The sequence below is a fragment of the Paenibacillus andongensis genome, from assembly GCF_025369935.1.
In the GTDB taxonomy this organism is placed as follows: domain Bacteria; phylum Bacillota; class Bacilli; order Paenibacillales; family NBRC-103111; genus Paenibacillus_E; species Paenibacillus_E andongensis.
Genome location: NZ_CP104467.1, coordinates 4,647,932 through 4,670,118 on the forward strand (window position 1 = coordinate 4,647,932; position 22,187 = coordinate 4,670,118).

The 22,187-nt window shown below is 47.1% G+C and carries 27 protein-coding genes; 6 read left to right on the forward strand and 21 right to left on the reverse strand.

Annotated elements, in window-relative coordinates; translation table 11 throughout:
* Positions 1 to 170: 170 nt before the first annotated feature.
* From fur to NYR53_RS21230, 4 genes are all read right to left on the reverse strand, one after another.
* The gene (gene fur / locus NYR53_RS21215) at positions 171 to 656 is read right to left on the reverse strand and encodes a ferric iron uptake transcriptional regulator (RefSeq protein ID WP_029192940.1); all 486 of its coding nucleotides are present in this window, start codon (positions 654 to 656) and stop codon (positions 171 to 173) included.
* A 105-nt stretch (positions 657 to 761) separates the two neighbouring features.
* A complete protein-coding gene (spoIIM, locus tag NYR53_RS21220) occupies positions 762 to 1,403 on the reverse strand; it encodes a stage II sporulation protein M (RefSeq protein ID WP_261301175.1) in 642 nt (213 codons plus the stop codon).
* A gap of 61 nt (positions 1,404 to 1,464) precedes the next feature.
* Complete coding sequence (locus NYR53_RS21225; protein ID WP_261301176.1) at positions 1,465 to 2,643, reverse strand: endonuclease Q family protein; 1,179 nt, start codon at positions 2,641 to 2,643, stop codon at positions 1,465 to 1,467.
* Positions 2,644 to 3,198 carry an NUDIX hydrolase gene (locus NYR53_RS21230; protein ID WP_261301177.1) on the reverse strand — a complete coding sequence of 185 codons (555 nt, stop codon included), beginning with the start codon at positions 3,196 to 3,198 and terminating at the stop codon, positions 2,644 to 2,646.
* Between the two features lie 90 nt (positions 3,199 to 3,288).
* Between NYR53_RS21230 and mciZ the strand changes: the two genes are divergently transcribed.
* Positions 3,289 to 3,495 (forward strand): Z-ring formation inhibitor MciZ, encoded by a 207-nt coding sequence (gene mciZ, locus NYR53_RS34500; RefSeq protein ID WP_367618554.1) that lies wholly within the window; start codon positions 3,289 to 3,291, stop codon positions 3,493 to 3,495.
* Here the strand turns inward: mciZ and NYR53_RS21235 are convergent.
* Both NYR53_RS21235 and NYR53_RS21240 read right to left on the reverse strand, forming a co-directional pair.
* Positions 3,395 to 4,549, reverse strand: a complete 1,155-nt coding sequence (locus NYR53_RS21235) for a DUF3866 family protein (RefSeq protein ID WP_261301178.1) — start codon at positions 4,547 to 4,549, stop codon at positions 3,395 to 3,397. The genes mciZ and NYR53_RS21235 overlap by 101 nt on opposite strands.
* A gap of 107 nt (positions 4,550 to 4,656) precedes the next feature.
* A complete protein-coding gene (locus NYR53_RS21240) occupies positions 4,657 to 5,787 on the reverse strand; it encodes a M20/M25/M40 family metallo-hydrolase (RefSeq protein WP_261301179.1) in 1,131 nt (376 codons plus the stop codon).
* A gap of 75 nt (positions 5,788 to 5,862) precedes the next feature.
* On the opposite strand from NYR53_RS21240, the gene prli42 reads away from it, so the two are divergent.
* Positions 5,863 to 5,967 (forward strand): stressosome-associated protein Prli42, encoded by a 105-nt coding sequence (prli42, locus tag NYR53_RS21245; protein WP_244279968.1) that lies wholly within the window; start codon positions 5,863 to 5,865, stop codon positions 5,965 to 5,967.
* 1 nt (position 5,968) lies between these two features.
* On the opposite strand, the gene NYR53_RS21250 is transcribed toward prli42, so the two are convergent.
* From NYR53_RS21250 to lpdA, 4 genes are all read right to left on the reverse strand, one after another.
* A complete protein-coding gene (locus NYR53_RS21250) occupies positions 5,969 to 7,324 on the reverse strand; it encodes a dihydrolipoamide acetyltransferase family protein (protein ID WP_261301180.1) in 1,356 nt (451 codons plus the stop codon).
* A 97-nt stretch (positions 7,325 to 7,421) separates the two neighbouring features.
* Complete coding sequence (locus NYR53_RS21255) at positions 7,422 to 8,402, reverse strand: alpha-ketoacid dehydrogenase subunit beta (protein WP_261301181.1); 981 nt, start codon at positions 8,400 to 8,402, stop codon at positions 7,422 to 7,424.
* A 3-nt stretch (positions 8,403 to 8,405) separates the two neighbouring features.
* Positions 8,406 to 9,416, reverse strand: a complete 1,011-nt coding sequence (locus tag NYR53_RS21260) for a thiamine pyrophosphate-dependent dehydrogenase E1 component subunit alpha (protein ID WP_261301182.1) — start codon at positions 9,414 to 9,416, stop codon at positions 8,406 to 8,408.
* 109 nt (positions 9,417 to 9,525) lie between these two features.
* On the reverse strand, positions 9,526 to 10,950 hold the full coding sequence (lpdA, locus tag NYR53_RS21265) for a dihydrolipoyl dehydrogenase (protein ID WP_261301183.1): 1,425 nt from the start codon (positions 10,948 to 10,950) through the stop codon (positions 9,526 to 9,528).
* A gap of 169 nt (positions 10,951 to 11,119) precedes the next feature.
* On the opposite strand from lpdA, the gene NYR53_RS21270 reads away from it, so the two are divergent.
* Positions 11,120 to 11,377, forward strand: a complete 258-nt coding sequence (locus NYR53_RS21270) for a DUF2627 domain-containing protein (RefSeq protein ID WP_029192929.1) — start codon at positions 11,120 to 11,122, stop codon at positions 11,375 to 11,377.
* Between the two features lie 9 nt (positions 11,378 to 11,386).
* On the opposite strand, the gene NYR53_RS21275 is transcribed toward NYR53_RS21270, so the two are convergent.
* The 3 genes from NYR53_RS21275 to steA are packed head-to-tail and all read right to left on the reverse strand — an operon-like array spanning position 11,387 to position 14,146.
* The gene (locus tag NYR53_RS21275) at positions 11,387 to 12,370 is read right to left on the reverse strand and encodes an MraY family glycosyltransferase (RefSeq protein WP_261301184.1); all 984 of its coding nucleotides are present in this window, start codon (positions 12,368 to 12,370) and stop codon (positions 11,387 to 11,389) included.
* On the reverse strand, positions 12,256 to 13,002 hold the full coding sequence (locus NYR53_RS21280) for a glycosyltransferase family 2 protein (protein WP_261306466.1): 747 nt from the start codon (positions 13,000 to 13,002) through the stop codon (positions 12,256 to 12,258). The genes NYR53_RS21275 and NYR53_RS21280 overlap by 115 nt, the downstream gene beginning before the upstream one ends.
* The gene (gene steA / locus NYR53_RS21285) at positions 12,992 to 14,146 is read right to left on the reverse strand and encodes a putative cytokinetic ring protein SteA (protein ID WP_261301185.1); all 1,155 of its coding nucleotides are present in this window, start codon (positions 14,144 to 14,146) and stop codon (positions 12,992 to 12,994) included. Before steA ends, NYR53_RS21280 begins: the two co-directional genes overlap by 11 nt.
* Positions 14,147 to 14,276: 130 nt before the next feature.
* On the opposite strand from steA, the gene NYR53_RS21290 reads away from it, so the two are divergent.
* Entirely contained in the window at positions 14,277 to 14,462 is a 186-nt protein-coding gene (locus NYR53_RS21290) for a hypothetical protein (RefSeq protein ID WP_047674694.1), read from the forward strand.
* An 83-nt stretch (positions 14,463 to 14,545) separates the two neighbouring features.
* Here NYR53_RS21290 and NYR53_RS21295 read toward each other — a convergent pair whose 3' ends face one another.
* The gene (locus tag NYR53_RS21295; RefSeq protein WP_261301186.1) at positions 14,546 to 14,731 is read right to left on the reverse strand and encodes a hypothetical protein; all 186 of its coding nucleotides are present in this window, start codon (positions 14,729 to 14,731) and stop codon (positions 14,546 to 14,548) included.
* 119 nt (positions 14,732 to 14,850) lie between these two features.
* On the opposite strand from NYR53_RS21295, the gene brfA reads away from it, so the two are divergent.
* On the forward strand, positions 14,851 to 15,063 hold the full coding sequence (gene brfA, locus NYR53_RS21300) for a ribosome rescue factor BrfA (RefSeq protein ID WP_261301187.1): 213 nt from the start codon (positions 14,851 to 14,853) through the stop codon (positions 15,061 to 15,063).
* Here brfA and NYR53_RS21305 read toward each other — a convergent pair.
* On the reverse strand, positions 15,060 to 15,305 hold the full coding sequence (locus NYR53_RS21305) for a hypothetical protein (RefSeq protein WP_261301188.1): 246 nt from the start codon (positions 15,303 to 15,305) through the stop codon (positions 15,060 to 15,062). The genes brfA and NYR53_RS21305 overlap by 4 nt on opposite strands.
* Positions 15,306 to 15,485: 180 nt before the next feature.
* Here NYR53_RS21305 and NYR53_RS21310 point away from each other — a divergent pair, with 180 nt between their 5' ends.
* The gene (locus NYR53_RS21310; RefSeq protein WP_029192924.1) at positions 15,486 to 15,752 is read left to right on the forward strand and encodes a hypothetical protein; all 267 of its coding nucleotides are present in this window, start codon (positions 15,486 to 15,488) and stop codon (positions 15,750 to 15,752) included.
* Between the two features lie 46 nt (positions 15,753 to 15,798).
* Here NYR53_RS21310 and NYR53_RS21315 read toward each other — a convergent pair whose 3' ends face one another.
* The 6 genes from NYR53_RS21315 to NYR53_RS21340 are packed head-to-tail and all read right to left on the reverse strand — an operon-like array spanning position 15,799 to position 22,183.
* Positions 15,799 to 17,187, reverse strand: a complete 1,389-nt coding sequence (locus NYR53_RS21315) for a cobyrinic acid a,c-diamide synthase CobB (protein ID WP_261301189.1) — start codon at positions 17,185 to 17,187, stop codon at positions 15,799 to 15,801.
* The gene (locus tag NYR53_RS21320; RefSeq protein WP_261301190.1) at positions 17,187 to 18,344 is read right to left on the reverse strand and encodes a cobalt-precorrin 5A hydrolase; all 1,158 of its coding nucleotides are present in this window, start codon (positions 18,342 to 18,344) and stop codon (positions 17,187 to 17,189) included. Before NYR53_RS21320 ends, NYR53_RS21315 begins: the two co-directional genes overlap by 1 nt.
* Positions 18,341 to 19,117: a precorrin-4 C(11)-methyltransferase gene (gene cobM, locus NYR53_RS21325; protein ID WP_261301191.1), complete on the reverse strand. Its 777-nt coding sequence runs from the start codon at positions 19,115 to 19,117 to the stop codon at positions 18,341 to 18,343. Before cobM ends, NYR53_RS21320 begins: the two co-directional genes overlap by 4 nt.
* Complete coding sequence (cobI, locus tag NYR53_RS21330) at positions 19,118 to 19,828, reverse strand: precorrin-2 C(20)-methyltransferase (protein ID WP_261301192.1); 711 nt, start codon at positions 19,826 to 19,828, stop codon at positions 19,118 to 19,120.
* A complete protein-coding gene (gene cbiE, locus NYR53_RS21335) occupies positions 19,821 to 21,056 on the reverse strand; it encodes a precorrin-6y C5,15-methyltransferase (decarboxylating) subunit CbiE (RefSeq protein ID WP_261301193.1) in 1,236 nt (411 codons plus the stop codon). The genes cobI and cbiE overlap by 8 nt, the downstream gene beginning before the upstream one ends.
* Entirely contained in the window at positions 21,053 to 22,183 is a 1,131-nt protein-coding gene (locus tag NYR53_RS21340) for a cobalt-precorrin-5B (C(1))-methyltransferase (protein ID WP_261301194.1), read from the reverse strand. Before NYR53_RS21340 ends, cbiE begins: the two co-directional genes overlap by 4 nt.
* Between the last annotated feature and the right edge of the window lie 4 nt (positions 22,184 to 22,187).

The window sequence follows — 22,187 nt, forward strand, 5'->3', positions numbered from 1 at the left end:
TCATAGTTGCTACCTTCTTCCTTAATATCACTAAACATAATGTGCCATGCTTCACTGCGAATTATGTGAGTAAACATCCGACTTTCTTATTAGTTAGTATATGAAAAGAACACAAAAATGCCTGTATGCACAAGGTGATCATACAGGCATTTTCATTGTATAAACAGTTTCTATTCGGAAACTGTTATTTTAGATTTGTCCAATGAGTCCGGTTTTCCTCGATCGTTACAGCGATAGCAAATACCTTGAAAATCAAGTCGATGATCTAGCACTTGAAAATGAAAATCTTGCTCTAACCGTTCTTCCAAAGGTCCGAGCCAATCTTCCATAATTTCATCCACGGACCCGCATTGTACGCAGATTAAGTGATGGTGATGATGACGTGTACTGTCGTCACGTAAATCGTAACGAGCGACACCGTCGCCAAAATTCATTTTCTCCAAGACATGCAGCTCACTCAGCAGCTCTAGAGTCCGGTACACTGTCGCCAGTCCGATCTCTGGGGCCTTGTCCTTCACAAGCATAAACACATCTTCAGCACTTAAATGATCTTGTTCATTCTCTAAAAGTACGCGTACTGTCGCTTCCCGTTGAGGGGTTAGTTTGTACCCTTGGGATTGCAATTGCTGCTTAATCTTCTCGATCCTTGCTTCCATATGCCTCCCCCTCAGAAAGGTGGGCATCCAAGCCCAGTTTTAGCCACTCTTTTTATTATAGGGGGAGCTGACGGACAAAGTCAAACAGAAACATAAGCGAATCTGTTATCCATAAAGGCCAACAAGCATAGGCGTTACCCATTTCATCATCATTTGGGACATATATCCTTCCCAAAGCGCTGCTCCAAGAAGGAACACCCCCATCAGGAGTGTTATCGTTGTATAGCGCATAAAGGGCTGATATATGTTTCCATTACGGCTCATAAAGCGATTTTTGATCATATAGATCGAGAACGCCATCGCAGCTACACTGCAGAATAGGATAGCCGGTATCACAATCAGATTCTGGGGCGCAACGGATACAAGTGCAAATAACATGCCCTTCCATGACATTTGGCCGACCAGATACCCAACCGTAAACCCAATTAGCACACCTTTAAGAAAGTCCAAGACGAGAATCAATGGCAGCCCGACAATCGACAAACCAAAAAGCCATATTAACAAAATCCACTTCATATGCATGCCAAAAGCTTGAACGAACGATTGTCTGTTGTCAAACTCGGCGCCTTCATTAATTTCATGAAAAAAACTGCCCAAATGACGAGTCATTTCTTGCTTTTGTTCCAAAGAAAGTGCATTCACCATCACGGCGCCGAACACGACCCCAATGATGAAAAGTACGGAGACGAATATAAATAGCGGCAAATTATCTTTCATATATTGTTTCATCGTTAGATTCCTATTCATCTCGCTGCTCCTTCCTTGTGTCAACCTCTACAAAGACAAGCTTATGAGCGAGTGCTGGAAACTATGAACGATTTTTAACTTTGCCGTACCTACCCCCGCCGCCAACCTCAAGCTGTAAAGTGCCTTCTCGCGCTTTTACAATATAAGCAGCAATTTCTTCACCAACTTCACTTGCAAGCTCCTCCGGGGTCGTTCGATGCAGGACATTCATTTCCGTTCCGAAGCGGTGAAGCAGCTGATCAAGCTTCTTAGGCCCTAAACCAGGGATAAATTCTAATGGAACTTGAAAATGATACGGAGGTCGATAAGGCGGGAGGTAAGCCATTTCACGGTCTGCTAAGTTCATAATCCGATCCATGACTCCTCTGATGATTTTATTACTGCCACAGTCGGCACAGCGCTCAGCGGTCGTTTCACTTTCATCCAGAACAGATTCGCATAAGCTGCAATAGGTTCGGTGGTATTTACCAAGTCGTGGATTAAGGCCGTAGTTCGCTAGTATACCGCGTTCATCTTGACGATGCAGCGCTTTGACGAGTTCCTCATAAGTAGGGGCAGCCAGCTTCATTTCGTTGTATTCACGTCCGATTTTACTAAGAGAGTGAGCATCTGAGTTCGTAACGAACGTGAATGGATCGAGCTCCGAAATTAATCCAGCCATATCGGAATCAGCACTTAAACCAAGCTCAACAGCTGAGATGCCCTTAACATCAAGAAGGTGCTCCATCTTAGAAGTCGCGCTTCCGTACACACTCTTGTGCGGAGTGAAAATATGCGCGGGTATAAGGATGCCGCCCCTGCCGAGTACTTCTTCTTGAACTACGCGAGCAGGTGCATAAATGCGTTGAGAGCTTAGCTCCACATTTTTCATGTGACCCTTCATCCATTGCGTGAATCCCTGCATCAACGCAAGATTTGGCATATAAGCAAGCAAATGGGCCGGGCCCATGCCTGGGTCGCGCACTTCTATTTCACTGCCCAGTATAACCGTTGTGTCCTGATACCGGATGCCGCCGCCTTCCAGCTCCACCATCTCACCACGATCCAAGTACGTCATGATGTCATCCTGTACGGAAGGCGAGTGACAGTCGATAATCCCTATGATCTCCATTCCTTTTCTGACGGCAGCTTCCTGCGCAATATTGAAGAAAGTCAGGTCATTCGCAGCGCTGATCTTCACCGCTTGTCCATTCTCTGATCGACCTATGTGAATATGGAGATCAACATAATAAGCATTCATTTAGATTTGTCCCGTCAAAAGGTACAGCTGCCAGGCGTAAACAGCCATAATCGTCTTCGCATCACTAATTCGCCCTTCACGTATGTACTGCTGAGCTTGTTCCAAAGTGATCGCTTCGCATTCAAGGAACTCATCCTCATCCGGATTGGCATCGCCCTTCACCAAATCTTCTGCGATATAAAGATGAATGATTTCATCCGCGAAACCTGGTGATGTATAGAAGGAACTGACCAACCTGATATTTTCCGTGCGAAAGCCTGTTTCTTCCTCTAATTCGCGTAAAGCTGCCTTAAGCGGCTCTTCACCTGCATCCAGTTTGCCTGCCGGGATCTCGACCTGACTTTTCTCAAGCGGTTTTCGATATTGTTCCACAACGATCATTTTATGCCCTAGCAGAGGAATCACAGCCACAGCGCCAGGGTGCTTTACGATTTCACGTGTTGCGGATTCCCCATTTGGGAGTAGGACATGATCCACCTGAAGTGAAATGATTTTACCTTTGAAAATAGGTTCGGACTTGATAGTTATTTCTTCGAATTTTTTGTGTAATGTCATACGAACACCTCATCTTTGCTAAAGTTGGTCTAACTTGTCCCATTCACGCATATCGTTCATTATATCAAAATTTCACCTGAAAAGAGGAAAATGGATATGAAGAGCTATGTAACCGACCGTCAAATTCGACTTGTAGGAAAGGCTTGGGAAATCAAACGTCAATTGCAGCTCATGCTGCAGCAAGGTGGACATACAATTACCTTAGTCGATTATGTAACTGGCTTGCACAATCCGCAGCGGCACAAATCGCTTGGAAATAAGCCGGGTCCTGCGATAATCCCCTTCCCATCGAGGTAATGGGCTGTGGATACAGGGAAAAAGCTTCGGCGATTTCCGCAATCGATGGGCTCGGCATGGCTTCAATTCGATGCAGCTGTAGATTCTGTGCTTGCTTCTGAATAACGGCACTTTCTTTCGCCTCTAAAAGTGGGAGAGGCACTACAGCCGGACATCTCGCTGCCAGCTGCAGCGCTGTAAGCGTATGATGACTAATGCCCTGATGCCGAGACCTTGGATCAGCGAAGGAAATTCTCGGAATGACCACTGGAATCCCTCCAAGAGCATATACCGCATTTACAAGTTCACCAACCTCAAGACCCGAAAAACCGTATCGGCTATTCGTTCCCACAATGCCTGGCCCCATGGTTACAAGACTGATATCTGCATTGACAACATGCTTCGCTGCAACTAATGCGCTAAATTTATTAACCGCTTCTACCTTACCCCCGTAGGCTTGACCATAAGTAATGGTTGTTTTAAGCCATTCCATCCCCTCAAGTATGGCCACATGCTCACTCAAGGCAAGTGGAAGAGCCCCCCCATCTGTCATGATATAGGCGACCTCCAATGCTCGATCAGATGTTTTGTTCTGTTGATGTCGATATCGGAGCCAACACATCACTACAGGCAGCATACTGTGCAGTTCGCCCAGCAAAACCGGCATTCCCTCCACATTCATCTCACCTTGAAACGAAGAATGAAACGAGCTGGCTGGTTCTTCAATAGAAAGCACACTTCGCTGCATTGGGGTATATTTGAGCTTCATGATGTGTCCATTTGTGGATGTAGTCGAATGGTTATCGAATCCTCGGTCACGAATGGATAGTACGATATGAAATCCCCCTGAACCTAACATCAGCTTCACGGCTGTTACATTTAAGTCAACCACGTCCCCTGGATTTAACAAAGGTAATGTATCGGTGTAGTGTACAGCGTGCTCAAGCTCACCGGTCCGCATCCATACGGTGACAATCTGTAGTCCCTCCCTGACCGAAATAATATCCGCAACCGTACCCTCATCCCGCATCATCAAGCCAGTTTCCCCTTCCTGGACGTGTCTTACTCGAAGCATATGAGGAAAAAGTCAATTTTACCCCATTTTATCGAGTAAATGAACAAAAAAAACCGATCAGCATGCCATGAGATTGGCAGACTAATCGGTTCGCAGACAATAGATGATTAAACTTTCGCAGCTTCCTTCACGAGAGCTACGACTAATTCAGCCGTTTTGACTAAATCACTGATGGCAATATGTTCTTTCGTAGTATGAATTTCATGGTATCCAACCGCGAGATTAACCGTTGGTATGCCCATTCCGTTAAAGATATTCGCATCACTGCCGCCACCGGAGTGGAAAGTTCGAGCTGTCAATCCAAGTGTTGAGAGTGCTCTAGAAGTCAATTGAACAATCGGAGCAGAGTCTTCATGCATATAGGAAGCATACACAATATCCGCATTAAACTCGCAAGTGGTGCCAGCATCAGCTGCAGCTGATTCACAAGCCTCTTTCATCGCGGCGATTTGCGCTTCCAGCTTGTGCTGAACAATGCTGCGAGCTTCCGCTTCCATCTTCACTTTATCGCATACCACGTTCAAGGGACCTACGCCTGAGAAACTGCCGATATTCGCTGTAGTTTCGCTATCAATTCGACCAAGCGACATACGCGAAACCGCTTTGCTTGCTACTTGGATGGCACTGATGCCATCTTCTGGATTAACGCCGGCATGAGCTGACTTTCCGTGGAATACAATTTCTATTTCAGCACGGCCAGGCGCTGCTGTCGCGATATCGCCAATGGCGCCGTTCGAATCAAGTGCGAAGCCGAACTCAGCTTCCATAACACTGCGATCCATGGCACGAGCGCCTTTCAGACCGCTCTCTTCCCCTGCCGTTATCACGAATTGAATGCGGCCATGTGGGATGTTTTGCTCTTTTAACACTTGTATGCCTTCGATCATCGCCGCGATACCCGCTTTGTCATCGCTGCCAAGGATCGTCGTTCCGTCGCTGCGGATATAGCCATCATCGCCAATTTGCGGCTTGATACCTTTCCCAGGAGCTACCGTGTCCATATGAGAAGTGAAGAAAATAGCCGGAATAGCTGCGTTGCTGTCGGTTGCTTCAAGTGTACAGATCAAATTACCTGATCCGTGGCCGCTTTTCGCCATCGAATTATCTTCCATGACATGCAGCCCTAAACGTCCGAACTTTTCTTTAAGAACGACACAAATCTCTTGCTCAAATCGGGTCTCGCTGTCTACTTGCACTAAGGAGATGAACTCTTCCACCAAACGATTTTGCTGAATCATGTACTTTCCTCCGATACACACTATGGGTTACAATAAAAACGTACAAGCTTTTCACGAAAAAGGAGTGAGTCTTCATTGTTACAGAATAAGCGTTGGTTTAAAATCGTGATTTACGTTATGCTGCTCACGATGCTGCTATCAAGCATATTGTTTACTGCGGGTTTATTTTTTAAAGCATAGCTTAATAAATCTTTGTATCCGCGTTATAACTTTCTAAATTTTCTTTCACTCTCTGCAGGAACCTACCACAGATGACTCCGTCAAGAATGCGGTGATCCAGTGAGAGACAAAGGTTAACCATTGATCGAACCGCAATCATATCTTGAATAACGACAGGCTTCTTCACAATCGATTCGAAGGTCACAATAGCTGCTTGCGGGTAGTTGATGATCGGATAAGACAGAATCGAACCGAAGGAGCCTGTATTATTTACAGTAAATGTCCCGCCAACCATATCATTCAGTGATAATTTCCCCGCACGTGTTTTCTTCGTCAATTCATCGATTTCTCTGGCCAGTCCGGCGATATTTTTTTGATCCGCTTTTTTGATGACCGGCGTCAAGACCGAATCTTCCGTTCCTACGGACAACGAAATGTTAATATCGCGTTTCACAATGATTTTATCGACGGCCCAGACGGAGTTGATGATCGGGTAATCCTTAATGGCATTGACGACCGCTTTCAGCATGAATGCCAAATACGTTAAGTTAATGCCTTCTCGACGCATAAACTCGTCTTTTACTTTATTCCGCAGAACAACAAGGTTCGTTACATCAACCTCAATCATTGTCCAAGCATGTGGAATTTCTGTTACACTCTGGCGCATTTTTGAAGCAATGGCATTGCGCATTGGCGTAACGTCAATGAAATGCTCATTGCGAGAGTCTAATGAATGTCCTTCTGCTTCAATCAGCGGCGTTTGCGGACTGGCGGATAAATGAATGCCGGTGCTGCGAACAGGCTGGTGAGCCTGTTGCGGATCCACAGGTGAAGCAGTTTGTGGAGCCACCGGAGCTGCCGGTTGATTCGTTTGTACAGCGGCAGGAGCTGCATTCGCTCCACCCGAAGCGATGAATTGCTCAACGTCCTTACGGGTAATCCTTCCGCCAAGCCCCGTTCCTGCTACACGTGACAAATCTACGCGATTGTCTTGTGCAAGCCGCTGTACAGCTGGTGAATAACGACCGCGCATGCTTTGGTCAGAGTCTTCCTCCAGCGCGGCTCCGGCATGATTAGCAGCTGCAGCTCCTGCGGTTGATGCTCCGTTCGATATAGCTGAGCCCGGCTCTTCAATCAAACAAATAGCTTCGCCAACAGCAGCTGTTTCGCCATCGCCGACAATAATTTTTACGAGTGTGCCTTCAATTGGTGAAGGCATTTCCGTATTCACTTTCTCTGTGAAAAGCTCACAAAGGACATCATATTGTTCGATATAATCGCCAGGCTGCTTGAGCCATTTGCCTATTGTAGCCGAAACGAGGCTCTCCGCTAGATGCGGGACCGTTACCTCGGTTAGTCGGCTGTTGGTTTGGTTCATAGGTGTACCTCCTAAAAGTTTCCGCAAGAAAACTGGCATCGTAAGCATACGCTTATTGTTCAGGAAATGATCAATGAAAGGAATTTAGATTTGTATATTAGAACATAGCCAACTTGAGCATGGCATCCTTCAGCTTATCTGGGTTAAGCAAGAAAAATTTCTCCATGGGTGGATTGCTGCCAACCGCTGGAACGTCTGGACCGCAAAGTCTTGCGATAGGCGCATCGAGTTCAAAAAGCATTTCTTCGGCGATAATCGCTGAAACTTCAGCACCAACACCGCCTGTTTTGTTGTCTTCATGAGCGATGAGCACTTTGCCCGTCTTTCTAGCAGCTTCCAAAATAGCCTCTTTGTCAAGCGGCTGTAAGGAGCGCAGGTCAAGTACGTGTGCGGAAATGCCTTCCTTCGCAAGCTCTTCAGCTGCCTGTAATGCATAATTGACAACCATACCGTAGGCGATGACTGTAATGTCTGTGCCCTGGCGTTTGATGTCAGCCTTGCCGATCGGCACGATATAATCGTCATCTGGAACGTCCGCAGATAGCGCCAGATAGCACTTCTTATGCTCGAAGAATAACACAGGATCTGCGTCTCTGATGGCTGCCTTCAACAACCCCTTAGCATCATATGGATTCGAAGGCGCTACGATCTTAACACCCGGCGTGCCGAAGAAAACAGATTCCGGACATTGGGAGTGGTATAAGGCACCTGCACCGGTCGCCCCATAGGGAGCACGAATAACGATCGGGCATGTCCAGTCATTATTGGAACGATAGCGAATCTTCGCCGCTTCGCTAAGAATTTGATTCGTTGCCGGGAAGATGAAATCAGCAAATTGAATTTCGGCGATCGGTTTCATCCCGTACATCGCCGCGCCAATTGCCACGCCTACAATGGCAGACTCCGCTAACGGCGTGTCTAGAACACGCTCTTCACCAAACAAATCACGCAGCCCTTTGGTCGTGTTCAAGACACCACCTTTACCAACATCTTCACCGAGTACGAAGACGTTATCATCCTGCTGCATTTCCTCCTGCATAGCAGAGCGGATTGCTTCCAAATATGTAATGACAGCCATAATTTATTGCACATCTCCTTCCGCGTAAACATGAAGGAGCGTATCTTCCGGTTTCGGATAAGGCGCGAGATCCGCATACTTGGTAGCTTCGTTAATCTCTTGCTTTTGCCGTTCCTGAAGGTCGCGATCTTGATCTTCACTCCATAGTCCGCATTCCATTAAATATTCTTTGAATTTAAGGATGCCGTCTTTTTGACGGTTCTGTTCAACTTCTTCTTTTGTCCGGTAAAGCATGTCATCATCCGAAGTTGAATGAGGCATGAGGCGATATGACATCATTTCGATGAGCGTTGGACCTTCGCCACGAACTGCTCTTTCTCTTGCTTCCTTCATCACCCGATACATTTCTAATACATCGCTGCCATCTACTTGAATACCTGGGAAACCGTACCCCAACGCACGATCTGCGATTTTTCCTGCTACTTGTTTATGCAGAGGAACGGAAATCGCATATTGATTATTTTCACATACGAAAATAACAGGCAGTTTATGTACACCTGCGAAATTACAGCCCTCGTGGAAATCCCCTTGATTGCTGGAGCCTTCACCGAATGAAACAAAAGTGACGAAGTCTTGCTTTTTCATTTTGGCAGCAAGCGCGATACCTGCAGCATGCGGCACTTGCGTTGTAACAGGAGACGACCCTGTGACGATATGGTTTTTCTTATCGCCAAAGTGACCAGCCATTTGTCTTCCACCGCTGTTGACATCTTCTGCTTTACAAAAAACCGCAAGCATTAAATCCTTCACTGTCATGCCTACAGATAGTACAAATGCATAGTCACGATAATACGGCAAGAAATAATCTTTTTGCGCTTGCATAGCAAAAGCCATCCCAACCTGGCCGGCATATTGTCCCATTCCAGACACATGAAATGGTATTTTACCTGCTCGCTGCAGCATGAAAGCTCGCTCATCATATTTAGCAGCAAGATTCATGACTGTATACATACGAACGGCTTCGTCGTCAGACAAACCTAGACTTCTATGTTTATATAATTGACCAATAGACATGGAGGTTGCCTCCTTTAGTAATTTTAGGTACCACGTGAAATTTATTACCTGGTCCTAGTACTTGACTCTATATGCTTATTATAAACGCAAATGTTTATGATTACAATTTTTATCCGCTAATTGCAATCCCATCGACAGCCAGCATCGCCTCTCCTAATGCTTCCGACAAAGTTGGATGCGGATGAATGGTTTGGCCCACTTCCCAAGGTGTCGCATTCAGTACCTGTGCAAGTGCTGCTTCGGATATACTGTTAGTCACATGCGGTCCAATCATGTGCACACCTAGAATGTCATTCGTTTCGCTATCAGCAATAACCTTTACGAAGCCATCAGTATCTCCGTATACGAGTGCTTTTCCGATCCCTTTGAAGCTGAATTTGCCTATTTTCACTTTGTGCCCTTGGTCCACAGCCTGCTGTTCGGTCCAACCAACACTAGCTATCTCGGGTCTTGTATATGTACATCTTGAAACGAGATGCGCTTGCAGCTCATGCGGAGTTTGACCAGCCAGATGTTCAGCTGCCAATATCCCTTCATGACCGGCCATATGCGCGAGCATGAGCCCTCCAATAACATCGCCAACCGCATAGATATGTGATTCCGTCGTTTGCATAAAGCGATTCACACGAACGACACCTTTATCGATTTTTATATCTGTATTTTCAAGTCCGATTCCCTCAATATTGGCGATACGCCCAACAGAAACAAGCACCTTATCAGCTGTTAGTTCAACGATCTCCCCTTGCTTGTCCGCTTGCAAAGAAACACCGCCTTCCGTTACCTTCACGGAATCAGGTAGTACTTTTGCTCCAGTAACCAAGTTAATTCCGCGTTTCTTAAACAAGCGCTCCAATTCTTTGGAGATATCCGCATCTTCTAAGCTAACCAATCGTTTATCCAGCTCAACTATGGTAACCGCTACGCCAAAATCGCTCAGCATCGAAGCCCATTCTACCCCAATCACACCGCCACCGACAATAAGGATGGACTTCGGAAGGCTCTCCATACGCAAAGCGTCTTCACTTGTTAAAATATGGGTACCATCGATCTCTAAGCCTGGTAAAGTACGCGGTCTGGAACCTGTAGCAATGATTAAATTACTCGATAAAAGCGTTTCGATATCCCCGTCTTCTTTCTCTACAGAGACGGCACCACTCCGTGGTGAAAAGATAGAAGGCCCAATAATGCGACCATTGCCGTAATGTACCGTGATTTTATTTTTCTTCATCAGGAATTGCAATCCTTGATGCAGTTGATCAACAATTCGTTGTTTACGGTTAAGCACACTGTCAAACTTCACTTCAATGGACTCTGCAGCAATGCCATATTCCTCACTTTTCTTCATTGTTGCATACACTTCAGCACTCCGAAGAAGAGATTTACTTGGAATACAGCCTTGATGTAGACAAGTGCCTCCGAGCTTGTCCCTTTCCACGACAGCCACCGTTTTTCCTAATTGTGCAGCCCGTATAGCAGCGGTATAACCTCCAATACCACCACCAAGAACGACGACATCATATCTATGTTCACTCATTATGTATTTCCTCCCTATTAAGCGATTAATTCCTCATATGTATACACTTCTCTCTATTATATTACCCTTTTTTGGTTACCAAATCATAGTCTTATTTGTGAATTAGACACACTAACAGATTCAGAGTATGATGATATAAAATAGGTATCACGCAAAGTAAGGAGCAGCTATGAGAGCGCCATTTTATCGATTTATTGCCATTCTTCTTCTCGTTATCCCCGGTTTGACAGCCACCTATGGGTTCCTTGCCATGAAGGACGCCTTTTTCGCTCAATTCGATACAGACGGTCATATCCTGTGGGGAAAATTTATCCTTGGGCTTATTTTGTTTCTCCTCGGTGTTGCTTTTATTGGAGGATGGACGTTTTTCCGTGATCGGAAACGAAACTATGTGGCACCCAGATTTAAACCTAACCGCCGCAAATAGACCGAACTTTCAAGTTCGGCCTAAACGATCTAACCAATGAAGGAACCGATTCTGTTCAATCATTTGCGTGATGGAACTCACCTCCGCTTGTTTATGAAGGAAGCCGATGACAGCAACAGTCACACATTGTGCCTCCCAAGGCAAGCTCAAGATGACTCCATAACCTAATGTAAAACCAAGCAGATTTGATCCGGCATCACCAAGCATCCCGAAGCCACGAATATCAAGGCTTAATAGCAGCAATCCACCTATGCAGACCGGGATCATTGGAAAAAACATTCGCATGTCCAAGTCTAAAAAATACAACCCAAAGAACAAAATCGCACAAAAACTACCCAAAAATGCTTTTAAAGAGCGACCTGGACGAACATCAAGCAAATTCAAGGTATTCGTCATCAGTATGAGCAGTATTAGCTCAACCCCCATCTGCCAGATGGGGGTTTGATCGTTTCCGACCGTTAATACAAGCCATGCGGCAATCGTTAGAGTGCCTAACGCCTTAACGGCTCCCATCGATAAAGTCTTTGACTCCATCCAATACCGGAGGTGTCCCTTAAGACCTTTTACCTCTTTACTGCCAATTAAATCATCTGTCCAACCTAATAAAAAAATAAATGTAGCAGCAAGGGTGAATACCCGATGATTCATTTCAAGGGAACTAAGTTCTTTCATTCCTGAAATTTCGCCCATCAAGCCTGAAGATTCTAACCTTGCAGCACCCTGAAGAACCAGTTCCTGCAGCCATAAGAGCAACCAAAGAACAACCCCCATCCCGCGAGGGATGGTATGGCCAAGATAGTTCGGCCCCACCTGCCCATGGGCCTCCAGAAAGCGCCTTACGTGCGGCAGCATCCACCACCCTGCCGCTCCAAGCACAATCAGATCGAAGATCGATCCGATGAGTACCATACCTGCTTCCTCTCCTTCCAGCGAGTTAGCAGCGTCAAACCAACCGCGGCGAACTGCCTGCCGCGGTGCATATATCCGTGCCAATCCCGCCCCGTCTCCCGGTGCGTGATTGGCACGTCCAGCTCTACGATGCGCAGGCCATGCCTCACCGCATCGATCGTTAGCGCGACTTCCACGCCGAAGCCGCGCGCGAACCCCCCTAGCTCCCGCAGCCGATCAGCACGCACCGCGCGCTGTCCGGATAAGGGAGCTTCGGTCTTATAGCCGCTGAGCCGGTGAATACCGCGGCGGGCTAAGCCCTTGACCAAGCCGAAGCCTGCTTTGGCGCCGGAAGGCGGCAGCTTCGCTATCGCCATGTCCGCTTCGCGCCGCAGCAGCGGCTCGATGAGGACAAGCGCCTCCCCGGCCGTAGCCTGCAGGTCGGCGTCAAGGAAGAGCAGCAGATCGCCGCGTGCCTTGGCGACACCTGATTGCAGCGCCGCTCCCTTGCCGAGGCGGCGATTATGCTTGACCAGCTTGTCCACCCAAGGCCAAGCAACCTCATATGTATTATCGACGCTGCCATCGTCGACCACAATAATTTCGTATCTCATCCCCGCCCCCCGAATGAAGTCAGCTTGATTCAAAAGATGTTCAAGAGTACTCGGAATCGTGCTTGCTTCATTCCAAGCTGGAATAATGATGGATAGATATGGCTTCATGGCTTCACCCTTCACCTCCAAGATTCCAAACCACGTGAGCAACTCGTTTCAAAATCCAGTGAAGCTGAAAAAGCCCTAAAGCAATAAAGAAAAGTGAAAGAAAAACAGTGGTGGCTGCCTCTTTCGTCCATAGATATGACTGCTTATACAGGGCTCCTATACTTTTGATATCAACCAAACGCGACCCTACCTTCATCCGAACAAGAAGTGTACTTCCCATGCCTTCCCTCCCTTTCTCCAGAAAATCAATCATGTGGGTATGCGCGCCAACCGTAACTAGCCACTCCCCCCGCTGCTCAAAGGCAAGTAAAAGCGCCGCATCCTCACTGGTTCCGAAGCAAGGTAGTACATGCGCGAATAACCCTAATGCGTTCGTTCGAGCCATTCCCGGTGCTGTTCCATTAGGGTAGGCATGGACAATTAATTCCGCGCCGCACAAAAGTGCTCGATCTGTCACACTGTCCATATCTCCAACAATGAGATCCGGTTGATAACCGCATTCCAGCAGTGCATCGGCTCCCCCATCAACCCCAATCATAATCGGCTTGACCTTTGAGATAAATGCTTTTGCGGCAAGCAAATCCTTCTTATATCCCTTCCTTCTGGAAACAACCAACACGTGCTGACCCTCGCAATTCACCCTTAGGGGAAGTGGGGGCAGCGGCTCCATAACAGCTTGCTTCTCCCGAATTGCATAGTTTAATGTATTATCAATAAATTGCTCCAATAGCTTTGACGATTGATCATTCGCAAACTGCTGCAAGCTTATCCAATTCTCACGTGTAAATGCGGTACAGGGGATATGTTGATCTCCGACGATGATCCTATCCTCATAAATCGCAATTTCCTTATTCGATTGAAAAACTTCAAACGCAGACGACTCCACTTCCCAAATCGGTATATGCTGCTGCAGCAGCAACAGGGGGCCTTGGGTCGGATACGCGCCACTCATTGTTGGTTGGCAATTAATGATTGCTTTAACTTTATGATCGATGAGTTCCTGTGCAATGACTTCATCAAGGTCACGGTGCTGTAAAACAACGATTCGGCCTGGCGGCAAATCACGCAGCAACACTTTCGTAATCGCCCCTACGCTAATCTTCCCCTTGCAGAGCGGCAGCGGCTTCGAAGAAAACAATGACAACGAGGGCCAATTCATGATAGACACCGACTTTCCTTTCGTCTCCTGGCCCACTTATTTTATCCTTTGCCACTATATTCTATGTATATTTTCCCCATCCGATGGCAAGTATTGGGTTATATTCTTATGGAAAGGAGTTGAAACATCCATGGAGCTAAACATGAGCGCAGACGAAGTGTTAGGCCACATTGTACAGCTTCACAACACCGGGGAGTCGTTAGCCAAAAAAAATGTGAAGAAGCTGCATCCTGATCTTATGAAAAACGCCCTGTATTACTACCCTAGCTGGGAACACGCCTTGCAGAAGACAGGAGTGGGCAATATCGTTCACTAACCATACATAAGATTGCATACAAAGAGCTCCGAAGAGGATTTAACCTCTTCGGAGCTCTATACGTTCAAGCGATCCTAGCTTCGTTATTCAAGTACTTCCCATTCAACTTGTACCATGCGGTCTACCCATGTACGGATTTTTATTTCAATCGCACTTTCGATTTCTTCATCCGTCATTTCACCAAGTTTATATTCCGCTATTTCAAGTACATCCTGCTTAACCAATTCGCCTGATACGGCTAGTTGAATTTGAATACGCAAACCTATCACCCTTTTCTGATTACAGTGAAAATAATTGATAAGAAAACTTTCCATTGCAGCTAGTCAACAGATTATTTACAATTAATAAGTACAACAATCAAATTTGCATGAGGAAAAGAGGAATCCTAATGTCACGAACCCAAGCACAAAAAAATCGCCAGCGAAGTTTACGCGAAGGCAAGCTCGATCCTGCTATCCATCGACTGCATTGGCATGGCGTCAACCCAGTAACCAAAACGACGCCTACACTGAAACAATTACTAGCTAAACAAAATCATAAACACAAATCAAGGAATTTGAACCATTCACATGGTGACGATTCCTTTTTTCATGCTTCCTAACGTTCTTGGATCGTGATTCCTTGTTCGGCTGCATAACGGACTAACGCTTCTCTTTCCGCAGGACGAAAGGTATAGTTACAGTCAAACCCGTTAAAGAACAGCTTCCACTCCCTTACAACTCCATTATCTCCAAGCTCTAACTCAGCTACATATAAGGAATCAGGTTCATCTTCAAATTGAAGACCAATATGGAGTTGTACCTTCCCTTCCGTAATTTCTTGCTCACAATAGTCCATAATCACGAGTGTAGGTCCTCCTATTGAATTAAATCTTTTTTATTTATATAATATACTAATGCGCACAAGCTAAACAACGAGGTGACACTTTGATCACAGGTCAAAGATCCCTATACGACAATGCTAGTTTATGCTTAAGCTTACGTAGAAAGTTTTGCTAAAGCAAAACTCTTAGGAGGAATTACAATGGCATACGATCCGCAGGTAGTAGATGCAACAATAGTTAGTGATAACAAAAAAAATGGTCTTTTCGAAGTCGTTGTTTCCCTGAAAGACCGCAACAAATGCCGTCTTTTCTTCGAAAGAGATTCCGAAACCGGTATCGGCAAAGTGACTGATTTGAATAGATTGATGAAAGAACCTTGCCCGATCTGTCGCAAAGATTACCTTTGCAACTGTCTTGACCGATACAAATATTCCATTGCGGATCAAGCGCTAACCTTCATAAAATAATGGCATGACGAACCCCCCTAGCTAACTCAGCTAAGGGGTTTCATTGTTATTTACGGCTTTGTTGATACTGCGTACAAGCTCGAATCCATTCCCTCACCATGTTCGGATTAGATGCGAAATGTAAATGTGTATAACCGGCAACAAGATTCCCGGTGAGATACCCGTCTGCTTTGGTTCCAAGCCTGCCCTTCGATTGAAAGGCAGCTTTCACATCCGCACCCTCATTAACTTGAAAAGTTGAATAATGAAATTCATGGCCGCGAGCCTGTTCACCTTCGGACAGCAAGAAGTTTTCCTTTACACCTATAGTCTCTCGGTAACCTAAAGCTGCTAACTTCGTCTGCATGGTAACTTTTCCGGGGATCATGCCAACCATAGGAAATTCGTTTCCTGTCGTATCTACAATTTGTTCTGTGAGGAACATAAATCCACCGCATTCAGCGAGTGTTGGTATCCCTTCCTCAATTCGGCTGCGGACAGAGGCCTTGACCCCTTCTTCGGCAGCTAATCGCTCTGCGAATTCCTCGGGAAACCCTCCGCCAATGTAAAGTCCATCTGCATCAGGAGGAACCTGTTCACCTGCAAGCGGCGAAAAGAATACACATTCCGCACCTCCCGCCTCTAACAGTTCCAGATTTTCCGGATAATAAAAGTGAAATGCGGCATCTTTGGCGATCGCGATTTTAACTCGTTTAGGTACATCTAGTTGACCATTGCTTGTAAATAAAACAGGCTTACAATCTATTGGCTCTGCCGCGGCTAAATCCAACAAAAGGTCCAAATCTATATGCGCGGTCACTTTTTCAGCCAAAAGCTCAAAAAAAGGTCGGAGCTCGCCTCGCTCAATCGATGGAACCAGACCTAAGTGCCTTTCGGGAAGTTCAATGTTCGCGTCACGAGGCAGATATCCAAGAACAGGGATACCGCATTCCTGCTCGATAGCTTGCTTTACCATTTTATAATGCCCTTCGCTGCCCGCTCGATTGGCAATAACACCTACAATGTTATCGCCTTGACCAAACTGCTGAAAGCCTTTCACGATCGCAGCGGCGCTTCTTGCCATGCTGGCAATGTTAACAATTAACACGATCGGAGCACCTAGAATACGACCTATATCCGCAGTACTGCCTTCATCGGTCAGCGGATTTTTGCCATCAAACATCCCCATAACACCTTCGATAATCGAAATATCTGACCCTTGGCTTCCTCGTTCAAATATTTCCTTCACCGCTTCACGCCCAGTCATCCATGAATCCAAGTTGCGTGAAGGCCTGCCCGTTACCGCCGAATGATAGGTTGGATCAATATAATCGGGACCGCACTTAAATCCCTGAACCGATAGTCCTCGTTTCTGTAAAGCAGCCATTATACCGATGGTCAAGGTAGTCTTCCCTACACCACTGCCGGTGCCTGCAATGACAATCCGCCGATCCATCACAAGGCACCTCGCTGCAATGGAGCTCCAGCGGAAAAGTCGAGCAATCCCACAGAAATCGTGACATTTCCTGATTTTTTCTTAACTAATGCTAGTTTGTCTTGGCCCGTATACAGCTTAACAGTCGGCTCACTTACCGCATACGCTCCTGTAAACTGATAAACAGTCTCAGAGGGAGCCTCAACGGTCACCGTGTTCAATTCTTCGGGTGTGTAGGTGATGAACTCCCAGCCGTGATTACGAGTAACCTCTAGTAAGCCTGCTTCGTCTTTCTTCAAATCAATCGTACATACTGCTTTCACACTTCGTATGGAAAATGATAATTCTTCAAGTGTTGCTTGAATGACTTGTTCAATTTCTTCAGCTGAAGTACCGCGGTTACAGCCTATTCCGAGAATGATAACTTTCGGCCTGTACAGCACACCGTTAGTTAGAATGCTTTCCTCCTCTGGTCCCAGAAGACGATGAGTGATGAGCAGCACCGCATTCGGCTCACTTGCTCGACCATCCGAAATCGATGTGAACCGCCTAATATTGGCGGGTATAGGTCGCTCATGCGTCCACCAATTCGGTTCACCCGATTCCTGAATAACAGCAATTCTCTCTTCATTAACGACAGCTGCGCTGACCGGGGTCAGTTTATCTGCCGAGTCCCAAACCCAGCCGAAACGGCGGCCGAAGAGGTCGACAGGAATCGTTTTCTGAACATCCGATGCCGTCGTAATCACAGCCCTTGCATCTATTGCAGCTGCAACCTCATGAGTTAGCTCATTAGCACCACCCAAATGCCCAGAAAGCACGCTGATGACATGCTCCCCATTATCATCAATAACAACAACACCAGGATCTTTCTTCTTATCCTGAAGTAAGGGAGCGATCATTCGCACGACGGCGCCTAGGGAAATGATGATAATAAGTCCTTGGTATGCGGGAAATAGCGCAGGAAATAATAAACGAACACTACCCTCGAACATTTGTATCGAGCGCTGCTCTTCATCACCTTTGACAAACTTGCTCATGTAATAGACATCCGTGCCGCTCATTTGTTCATTCAGCTTGCGTGCAATCTCGACACCATGCTTCGTAATAGCTACGATCGCATAGTCATTTTGTTGTCGTATAACAGGAATGACTCCCTCTTGAAGACTAATCGTCATGGCTTAACACCTCTGCGGAAGCGGTGTGTAAATGATTTATCGTACAACTTGGAGCGATACTCCTCTTTGCCGTGAATTTCTGGATCCAGCGCCCAGCCTGCCAAAATCATCGCGTGTGAACGGATACCATGGCTCCGCATATCCTCTTCCAGCTTTCCTACCGTTGTGCGAACAATGAGCTGATCCGGCCAAGTAGCACGCTGAACAACCGCAACAGGTGTCTCCTCGCTCCACCCCGCCTCGATAAACTCGCTAACGACTTTCTTGATTAAAGTCGCGCTCAGAAACAAAGCAATTGTACAATGATGTGCGGCAAGATCACGCAATTTCTCAAGCTCCGGCACAGGTGTACGGCCTTCGGCTCGAGTTAGAATAACCGTTTGGGTAAGGTCGGGAATCGTCAATTCTGCCCCAACCGCTGCAGCAGAGGCGAAGACCGAGCTTACGCCTGGAACGATTTCGTAGCCGATCTCCTCTTTACGCAGCAAAGCGATTTGCTCCATCGTTGCACCGAACATGGCTGGATCTCCGGTATGCACGCGCACGACCATCTTCCCTTGTTTAAGGCGATCGACGATGATGCCCACCATTTCAACCAGCTCCATGCCGGAGCTTTTCAATACTTCTGCTTCAGGCTTTGCCTTGGCAATCAATTCATCATTCACTAACGAGTCTGTATACATGACTACGTCTGCTTGCTGAAGAAGCTTCAATCCTTTCACCGTGATCAAATCCGGATCGCCTGGTCCCGCACCAATAATATAGAGTTTCATCTATTTTCTCACCACCATCAAGGTTAAATATTCCAATTTACGTCCTTGCAGCTCTTCCACATTACGCCAAACCTCTTCCTCCGAAGAAGTGACTTTGGTTAGAACGGATGCCTTATTAACAAGTCCGAGATCGCGAAGCACGGATAGCATCAAATCAATTACTTTAGCGACTTTAATGAACACGACACAATCATGTTCTTCGATGGCTTTGCGCATCTTGTCGTAGTCGTCCGTAGCCGGGACTATGGCAATTTGCTCATCACCATCCGCTAAGGGGATGCCCAAACGGGAAGCAGACGCGTTAATCGAAGAAATCCCTGGAATAGAGACAGCCTTTACTTCAGGGTGACGTTCGTTCATAAGACGCATCAAGTGAATGTAGGTGCTGTAAATCATCGGGTCGCCTTCCGTCACGAAAGCAACATCTTTCCCTTGGACCAAATGAGCCCAGACACTTTCAACTGTCTTCGTCCACTGCATTTCAAGCGCTTCTTTATCCCTTGTCATTGGAAAGGTGAGCCCCATCATCTCTTTTTTCTCTGTATTCACATACAGCTCTGTAATCGCGAGCGCATAGCTCTTGGCTCCACGCTTCTTTCTAGGGTAAGCGATGACTGGACATTCTTTTAACAATCGAAAAGCCTTAACCGTAATTAATTCCGGATCGCCTGGACCAACACCCAAACCATACAGTGTGCCGAGATTACTCATCACCTTTTCCTCCCTCTATATCTGTCTGCTTGCGCTGCGCTGTAATGATGTAGATTGGATTCAGTGCGTCGAATCGTTTCATATGTAGGATAGGCTTGCTGCGCGATACTTGTACAAGCGAAATCTGAGCCCCGAAACCAACCTTCTCAAACGTCTTATCAGCCTCATATAACGTCTCTATCGTCGCTGCATTCAACACAATTCTGCCATTCGGCTTCAGTCTAGCTGCACATATTTCAAGCAGCTCTTGCATCTCTCCACCGCTTCCGCCAATAAAGATCGCATCCGGATCAGCAAAAGTATCGAGACCCTTTGGTGCTCTGCCATGCACGGCCGTAAGATCAACACGAAATTTGGCGCTGTTTTCCAGGCAATTTTGGAGATCGTCTTCGTTTTTCTCGATGGCAAATACGGCGCCTTCACGAGCTATGCGTGCCGCCTCAATGGCTATAGAGCCTGTACAAGTTCCAATATCCCATACGACACTATCCACTTGTAACGCCAATTGACTGATACTTAAAACGCGAATTTCTTTTTTCGTGATTAGCCCTTTATCCGGTTTGCGTTGGGCGAATTGATCATCTTCAATGCCAAGCGGCCATACAGGACCTTGGGCTTGTTTTTTCAAAATAACGACATTGAGTGGTGAAAATGTTTCCGTGACCAGCTGGTCCAAATCGTACCAACCACAGCGCTCCTCGGCTCCGTCCAAATTCTCAGCGACAAAGGCCCGATATTCCGTCATGCCAAAAGAAAGCAAATAAGCCGCAATCGCACTCGGTGAATTCGTTTCATCCGTGAGCAGGGCCACTTTGTCTTTCCCGTCTATTCGCTGCGCCAAGCCCTTGATGCTCCGTCCGTGAACACTTGTGATATAAGCATCGTGCCAGCTTTCTCCCATGCGGGCAAAAGCCAATTGAATCGAGCTAACTGCCGGGTACAGTTGTACACCCTCCAGCTTCTTCACTACATAACCGCCAATCCCGTAAAAGAGCGGGTCGCCAGAAGCCAAGATAACTACGGAACGATCTTCTTTCTGAAGCTTATTCATCAGCCCTGGCAAACTGCCTTTTATGACAACCTTCTCGCCTGTATATTCAGGAAAAAGGGCAAGATTACGCTCGCCGCCAACAAGCACTTCACTTTCATGAATCCATTTGATATATAAAGGGAGCAGGCTCCCTTGTCCGTTATCGCCAACACCAATCACTTTCACGCTTCTACTCATTCGTATGCCATCTCTCCATTCTCGCTCCGCTTCACCATCGCCGATTTCCCTAAGAGTTCGGCTTTCATTGAAATGATCACGGTTTCTATGAAATCAAACCCGTCTCTCGCAACTTCTTCTAGTCCAGCTAGGTTGCAGCGCTCACACAATCGTTCAAAATAACGTAAATTGCCCGTAGCCGCCATTAAATCTCCAACCTGTGAGGCTGTGTTGGCGCCTCTGATATCTTCAACAAGCGCTTCGGACGCTTCCGATTCGATCGCGACCTGCGCAAGGAACCCAAAATCAACCGGAGCGCTCTTCGAGTGCACCATCATCACACCTTGTGCCACCTTAGAGAACTTGCCCATCATGCCGACCAACGTTACCTTACGAATGCCTTGTCTTTGGGCTTGCATCAGCGCAAACCCGACGAAATCGCCCATCTCGATAAAAGCTTCCTCCGGAAGCTCGGGATACATGTTAATCCCGAATATTTCCGTTCGGCCGCCGGTCGAGAGTACCAGATGCTTGCAGCCGCATTTCACGGCAACGCGAATCGCTTGTGCGACACTGGCCTTGTAGGCCGCACTCGAAAATGGCACCACCGTGCCACGGGTACCGAGGATTGAAATGCCGCCGAGAATGCCAAGACGCCCATTCAGCGTCTTCTTGGCGATTTCTTCGCCGGCGGGCACAGATACGAGCACGTCTACACCGTGCACGATCTCGTACTGGTCAAGCACCTCCTGCACGGTATCGCGGATCATTTTCCGCGGGACCGGGTTGATCGCTGCTTGACCGATCTCAACCGGCAGGCCGGGCTTCGTCACGCGCCCGACGCCAATGCCGCCATCGATGCCGACGCCAGGCTCGGCACGAAAGCTTACGCGCACGATGATCTCCGCACCGTGCGTCGCATCGGGATCATCGCCGCCGTCCTTGATGACGGCGGCCTCACCCCACAGCTGCGTGAATGCGCAGCTGTGCAGGGCAAATTCAACCGTCTCTCCAATGGGGATACGGATGTGCACGTGCGTTTGCGGCGCTTGCTCGATGAGCGCCACTAGTGCTGCTTTGGCTCCTGCGGTTGCGCAGGAGCCGGTGGTGTAGCCGTGGCGCAGCGGCTTGCCCGGTACTTCCTCCATAGGC